General features: G+C 68.8%; 7 protein-coding genes. 6 read left to right on the top strand and 1 reads right to left on the bottom strand.

All coding sequences use genetic code 11. From position 1 onward, the window contains the following. From H0W40_RS10885 to H0W40_RS10860, 6 genes are all read left to right on the top strand, one after another. Positions 1–604 (top strand): lytic transglycosylase domain-containing protein (locus H0W40_RS10885; protein WP_292446086.1); only part of this gene is annotated, 604 nt, incomplete at its 5' end. A gap of 147 nt (positions 605–751) precedes the next feature. Beyond that, the gene (locus tag H0W40_RS10880) at positions 752–1,708 is read left to right on the top strand and encodes a complex I NDUFA9 subunit family protein (protein WP_292446090.1); all 957 of its coding nucleotides are present in this window, start codon (positions 752–754) and stop codon (positions 1,706–1,708) included. A 115-nt stretch (positions 1,709–1,823) separates the two neighbouring features. Then, the gene (locus H0W40_RS10875; protein ID WP_292446084.1) at positions 1,824–2,555 is read left to right on the top strand and encodes a glutathione S-transferase family protein; all 732 of its coding nucleotides are present in this window, start codon (positions 1,824–1,826) and stop codon (positions 2,553–2,555) included. 176 nt (positions 2,556–2,731) lie between these two features. Next, positions 2,732–3,436 (top strand): choice-of-anchor K domain-containing protein, encoded by a 705-nt coding sequence (locus H0W40_RS10870; RefSeq protein ID WP_292446082.1) that lies wholly within the window; start codon positions 2,732–2,734, stop codon positions 3,434–3,436. 88 nt (positions 3,437–3,524) lie between these two features. Continuing rightward, complete coding sequence (locus H0W40_RS10865) at positions 3,525–4,763, top strand: multifunctional CCA addition/repair protein (RefSeq protein ID WP_292446080.1); 1,239 nt, start codon at positions 3,525–3,527, stop codon at positions 4,761–4,763. A 172-nt stretch (positions 4,764–4,935) separates the two neighbouring features. Then, positions 4,936–5,223: a hypothetical protein gene (locus H0W40_RS10860; protein WP_292446078.1), complete on the top strand. Its 288-nt coding sequence runs from the start codon at positions 4,936–4,938 to the stop codon at positions 5,221–5,223. Between the two features lie 129 nt (positions 5,224–5,352). Here H0W40_RS10860 and H0W40_RS10855 read toward each other — a convergent pair whose 3' ends face one another. Next, positions 5,353–6,345, bottom strand: a complete 993-nt coding sequence (locus H0W40_RS10855; RefSeq protein ID WP_292446076.1) for a hypothetical protein — start codon at positions 6,343–6,345, stop codon at positions 5,353–5,355. Positions 6,346–6,548: the final 203 nt, after the last annotated feature.

The raw sequence follows: 6,548 nt of genomic DNA, 5'->3' as shown, positions 1-6,548 counted from the left end.
GTGGGACCGCTGCATCAACACCAGCGAGCGCACCCGCGAGCTGGTCGACATGCGCCAGCGCTTCCCCACGCCGCTGCGCGAAGCCGTGCTGGCACGCGCCCGCGACACCGGCATCGACCCGGCGTACGTGTACGGCCTGATCCGCCAGGAATCGCGCTTCATCATGGATGCGCGCTCGCATGTCGGCGCCTCGGGCCTCATGCAGCTCATGCCGGCCACCGCCCGCTGGACGGCGAAGAAGCTCGACATCGACTACCGCCGCGACCTCATCAACGACCGCGACATGAACCTGCGCCTGGGCACCGGCTACCTCAAGCTCATGCTCGACAGCTTCGAGGGCTCCCAGGCGATGGCCGCCGCGGGCTACAACGCCGGCCCGAACCGGCCACGCCGCTGGCGCGAAGGACCGGTGCTCGACGCCGCGGCCTGGACCGAGAACATCCCTTTCGGCGAGACGCGCGAGTACGTCAAGAAAGTGCTTTCCAACACCACCGACTACGCCGCCCTCTTCACCGGCGAGCCGCAGTCGCTGCGCGCCCGGCTCGGCCAGAAGATCGGCCCGCGGCTGACCGAAGAGCCGGCCGAAGCGAAGGAGTTGCCATGAGCCGCCGGGCCGTTCCCAAGGCGAATGCCGCAGCGCGTCGCGCGGAGCTTGCCTTATGAGCGCCGCCGGGCCGCTCCCGAGCAGCTCGCTACCCTTCGGGGGGACCGGCGCGCAGCGCCGTGGGGGGCGCCCATGAGCGCGCGCGGCGTGCAAAAGCTGTTGGTTCTGGGCGGCACCGGCTTCGTCGGCAGCGCCCTGTGCGAGCAGCTGGTCGAACACTTCGGCGGCGCCACCGGGCGCCTCGTCGTGCCGAGCCGCCGGCCGCAGCGGGCCAAGCACCTGCTCCCGCTTCCGACGATCGAGCTGACGGAAGCCGACATCCATGACGACGCGCAGCTGTCGCGCTTGGTCGCGAGCAGCGACGCGGTCATCAACCTGGTGGCGATCCTGCACGGCAGCCCGGACGACTTCGAACGCGTGCACATCGGCCTGCCGCGCCGCCTGGCGCGCGCCTGCGAACAAGCCGGCGTGCGGCGCGTCATCCACGTCAGCGCGCTCGGAGCATCCGTCTCGGGGCCCTCGCATTACCTGCGCTCCAAGGCCGCAGGCGAGGCGGCGCTGGCCGGAGCCTCCCTCGACGTGACGAGGCTGCGGCCGTCGGTGATCTTCGGCGCCGGCGACCGCTTCCTGAACCTGTTCGCGCGCCTGCAGTCGATGCTGCCGGTGCTGCCGCTAGCCGGCGCCGACGCGCGCTTCCAGCCGGTGTGGGTTGAAGACGTGGCCGCGGCCATCGTGCGCTGCCTGGACGACGACGCCACGATCGGGCAGGCCTTCGAATGCACGGGACCCACCGTCTACACGCTGCGGGATCTGGTCAGACTGGCCGGGCGCTGGTCGGGTCATGAGCGCCCGATCCTTGCGCTGCCCGACGGGCTCGCCCGTCTGCAGGCCGGGTTGATGAGCCTGGCCCCCGGCGAGCCGCTCATGTCGAGAGACAACCTCGACTCGATGCGCGTGCCCAACGTGGCGAGCGGGGCGCTTCCCGGTCTGGCCGAGCTCGGCATCACGCCGGCTTCGCTGGAGGCGATTGCGCCCAGTTATCTCAGCCCGGGCCGGGGCACTGCCCGGCTCGACGAGATGCGTGCCACGGCGCGGCGCGACTGACGGGCTGGCCGCGGCCGGGCGCTTGCCCCTGCGCCCGGCGCGCATCGCTGCGATGCTCGCTTGTCGATCGATCGCCGACGCGTTTACCTAACATGAGCGCCTTTACGGAGGCAGCATGCAACTCGTCATCGGCAACAAGAACTATTCGTCGTGGTCACTGCGTCCCTGGGTGCTGATGCGCCAGGCCGGCATCGCCTTCGACGAAATTCAGATCCGCTTCGACGCGTTCTCGCCGGATTCGCGCTTCAAGCGTTCGCTGGCAGCGCACACGCCCGCCGGCAAGGTGCCGGTGCTGATCGACGGCGACCTGCACGTGTGGGACACCCTGGCGATTGCCGAGTACCTGGCCGAGCGCTTTCCCGAACACCGGCTGTGGCCCGACGACGCGCGAGCCCGCGCCCGCGCCCGCAGCGTGTGCGCCGAGATGCATGCGGGCTTCGGTGCACTGCGCAGCCACTGCCCGATGAACGTCGAGGCCACGCTGCCCGAAGTAGGTGCGCGACTGCTGCGCGAGGAGCCTGCAGTGCGGGCCGATCTCGAGCGCCTCTTTGCGCTGTGGGGCGCGCTGCTCGACGAACATGGCGGGCCGCTCCTGTTCGGCCGCTTCACCATTGCCGATGCCTATTTCGCACCGGTGTGCAGCCGGCTGCGCAGCTACGGCCTGCCGGTGCCGAAGCCGATCGCCGAGTACGTCGACGCCGTCTTCGCGCTGTCCGGCATGCAGGCCTGGGTGAGCGAAGCCCTGTCCGAACGCGAGTTCCTGGCGTTCGAGGAGCCTTACCGCGCGTCGCGCTCAATCAATGCCGACATTACGGCCTCGACGACGCCTCGTTCCCTTGGCAACTGAGCCGAGCGAAATGCTCATGCGGTGCGCCCCGCGCCATTGACTCACTCTCCTGCGCCGCCACTCGAATGCGGGGGCTTCCCCGTGCTTGGTTGGGGGGACCGCGCGCAACGCGTCGCTCCTACATTGCACCCGCCGTCGCGACGATTTGTCGTGATCGGGCACCGCAAGGAAAACGCTTGAACATCAAAACGACGATCGCGGGGATGGCGCTGTGTCTGATGGGCGGCATGACGCATGCACAAGCCATCCAGGGTCGGGTAAGCGGTAGCTTCTCGAATGCGCAGCCGGCCGGAAACGCTTCTTATAGCCAAGAAAACTCGAAAGTGTTTTTCGGCAATTGCATTGTTCTCGGTCTCTGCGGGTTCGAAGGCAAAAGCACGCTGCAATTCGACTCGGTTGATAGGAACAACGGCGACACCTCGAGCTTTTCTGGCGTGGTCGGGACCGCCTTCAAACTGGGTGACTTCAGCTTTTACAACTCGGTGGACACGGCCGGTTTTCTAACCAACCTCGACTTTCATTTGAACCTCGATTTCGCGTTGCCGGTCGATACGCCCCGACAATCCAGTCTGATCAACGTCGAGCTGGCGAGCACGACCAACCCGCAGGCCGACACGGTTTCCTTCCTCGACCTCTTCGGGCAAAGCTACAACGTCGGCTCGGGGTACCTGCTCACCTTGAGCGGCGGAGACTTCCGCGGCCGGCCTTCCGTCAGCCAGAACGGCAACGACCTCGACTTCGTCATCAACGAGGGCAAGCACGGCAGCGCCGCGCTCTACGGCACGATCACCGCGGCCATTCCAGAGCCCGGCACCTACGCGCTGATGCTGGCCGGCCTGGGCATGGCCGGTTTCATGGTCAAGCGCCGCCGCGTCGACTGAAGAGCGCCGCTGAAGGCCGCACGCAGCAGGGGCTTCGGCCCCTGTTTCCTTTTCCGCTCGCCTCATGATGCCGCCCTAAACTGCCTGCATGCAAGTCTTCGAAGTCGGCGGCGCAGTGCGCGATGCCCTGCTCGGACGGGCCGTCAACGACCGCGACTGGGTCGCGGTCGGCGCCACACCGCAGCAACTGATCGAAGCCGGTTACCTGCCGGTGGGCCGCGACTTCCCGGTTTTCCTGCACCCCGAAACGCGCGAGGAAGTGGCGCTCGCCCGCACCGAACGCAAGACCGCGCCGGGCTACCACGGCTTCGCCTTCCACGCGGCGCCCGACGTGAGCCTGGAGCAGGACTTGGCGCGCCGCGACCTGACCATCAACGCAATCGCCCGCACGGCGGACGGCACCCTGATCGATCCGCACGGCGGCCGGCGTGATCTCGAGGCCCGCTTGCTGCGCCATGTATCGCCGGCCTTCTCCGAGGACCCGGTGCGCATCCTGCGCGTGGCGCGTTTCGCGGCGCGCTTCACCGACTTCCACGTGGCACCCGAAACCATGGCGCTGATGCGCGCGATGGTCGCCGCCGGCGAGGCAGATGCGCTCGTGCCCGAGCGGGTGTGGCAGGAGCTTTCGCGCGGGCTGATGGAAGCGAAGCCCTCGCGTTTGTTCGACGTGCTGCGCGACTGCGGCGCGCTGACCCGGCTGCTGCCGGAAGTGGATCGCCTGTGGGGCGTTCCGCAGCGCGCCGATTACCACCCCGAGGTGGACACCGGCGTGCACCTGATGATGGTGCTAGACATGAGCGCTCACCTGCAGGCGCCGCTCACCGTGCGCTACGCCTGCCTGGGCCACGACCTCGGCAAGGGCACGACGCCCGCCGAAGTGCTGCCGCGCCACACCGGCCACGAAGGCCGTAGCGTGGCGCTGCTGCGAGCGGTGAGCGAGCGGCTGCGCGTGCCGACCGATTGCCGCGAGTTGGCTGAAGTGGTGGCCCGCGAGCACGGCAACATCCACCGCAGCGGCGAGTTCGGCGCGACCGCGCTCGTGCGCCTGCTCGACCGCTGCGACGCCTGGCGAAAACCGGCACGCTTCGGCGAGGTGCTGCTCGCCTGCGAGTGCGATGCGCGCGGCCGGCTCGGCTTGCAGGACAAGCCGTATGCGAGCGCGCCGCGATTGCGAGCTGCGCTCGCCGCCGGGCAGTCGGTCGACACCGCCGCAGTCGCGGCCGGTGCGGCCGAGCGGGGCGCGCGCGGTCCGGACGTCGGCCGGGCGATTCAGAGCGCACGCGGCGGCGCAGTGGCGCAAGTGCTCGGCCTGGCCGAGGACGACTGATTCGCGGCCGGCGACGCGGCGCCGCTCGAAGGCAGCGGCAACGCGGTACGAACGCACGACAAGGCGGGTATGGCTCGCGCCGCACCGCGCCGCGGCACGGCCCGACTGCCTAGACTTCGCAGCGGTGCCGCGGTCTGCGCGGTGCTCCTTTCTCAACACAGACCCTCGAGCAATGAAGATCCTTGGCATCCAGCTGCGCCGTCCCTCGTTCGCCGAAGTGACCACATCGGGCGTGATGGCCACCGGCCTGTGGTTGGCCTACGTGGGGCTGTCACGCGCCAGCGGGCAGCCGTTCAACGCGGCGGATGCCGGTGCCGCCCTGCTGGTGATCTTCTGGGGTTGTGTTTGCGTGCGCCTGGGCATCCGGGTCGATCACGGCCCGCGACACCTGGTGCTCAACGTGCTGCTGGGCGGGGCGCTGCTGCTGGTTTATGAAGGCGTGCTGGCCTTCGCCGCGTAGCACGCCAGCGCGCGCCGTTCATCATCGCCGCGCGCCCGGAAACCGGCGCGCAAACGCACATCACAGGTTGGCGGCCACTGCGCCATGCCGCGTCGCGCCCGTCGGCTGTCACCCGCCCGTCACCCACCTCTATTGATCGAGACTGACCTGCCAGGTCAACAGCAGGCGCTGGTCAGGCTGGGGTGCCAGCGTCTGCTGGACCGTCAGGCCGATGTGGTTCTCGTCGTCGGGCTGGAAGGTGCTGCCCAGGCTGAGCGAGCGCGCCCGCACGCCGTCCCAGTATTCGTGCTCACGGCCGCTGACGACCAGCTGCGCATGCCGGCCGAGATGAACGGAAGCGGTGGCGGCCAGCGTGTCGCCGTCTTCCGGCAACGCCCGCCAGGCCGCGCCGGAGATCGCGAACGCGAACTCGCCCGGAGCGGGCCGGTAGGTGCGGCCCCAACGCAGGCCGGTCGAGACATTGCGGAAGTGGAAATCGTGGCCGAGCACGGTGCGCGACTGTGTGCCGTTGCCGCGGTCGAACAGGCCGACGCCGCCGCTCACCACGCCCAAGGCGCCCAGCCGCCAGTCGGACGTGGCCGCCAGCAGGTGTGCCGGGCCGACGCGCAGCGCCGTGGCAGACAACGTGTGATCGGGCGTGAGGCCGTGCCGCAGCCTGCCCAGCATCACCAGGTCGGTACCGGCGCTCAAGTGAACCGCGTCCTCGCTGAGGCGGCCCACCTTCAGCGAGAGTTCGGTCGAGCGAGGCACCAGCATGGGCACGGGCAGGCCGTTGGGCGGCGCCACCAACGTCGGTAGGCCGTTGCCGCGAGTAAGCGCGAAAGGCGAGGTGGTCAGCGACGCGCCGCCACAAGGCGATTGGCCGAGCAGGTCGGCGCCATCGTCAGGTGTGCCATCGCAGGATGAGCGCAGCCGCAAGCCTTCAACAGGTGCTTCATCGGCAAAGTGAAAGGGGCGATGCACCAGCGCCGCGTCGACGCGCTCGTCGACGTGGCTGGCGTAGCTGACACCCACCATCGGCAGCGCCGGCCGCATGACGGTACCGGCATCAACGAAGCCGCCGAGACGCAGGCTGGCAGCTTGAAGTGCGACCGGAGCGGCCAGCAAGAGCGCGAGCACCATGCGTTGCGAGCACGAAAGCGTTCGGACCCTCGCGATGCGAGGAGACAAAGAAATGAAAGGATGTGACACGCGGTTCGGGCGATCTGGTTTGCGCGGAATGGTAGAGCCCGCCGAGCGCAAAACCGATCAGGGAAGCCTCCGAGGACCGCGTTCTTTCGGCCGCATTCGGGACTATTTCAGGCTTCGGTCATTGCAGTGAATGA

The sequence above is a fragment of the Methylibium sp. genome (assembly GCF_013817345.1).
Lineage (GTDB): Bacteria > Pseudomonadota > Gammaproteobacteria > Burkholderiales > Burkholderiaceae_C > Methylibium.
The sequence above is the reverse complement of the archived record's forward strand: the minus strand, read 5'-3'. Positions and strand labels throughout refer to the sequence as shown.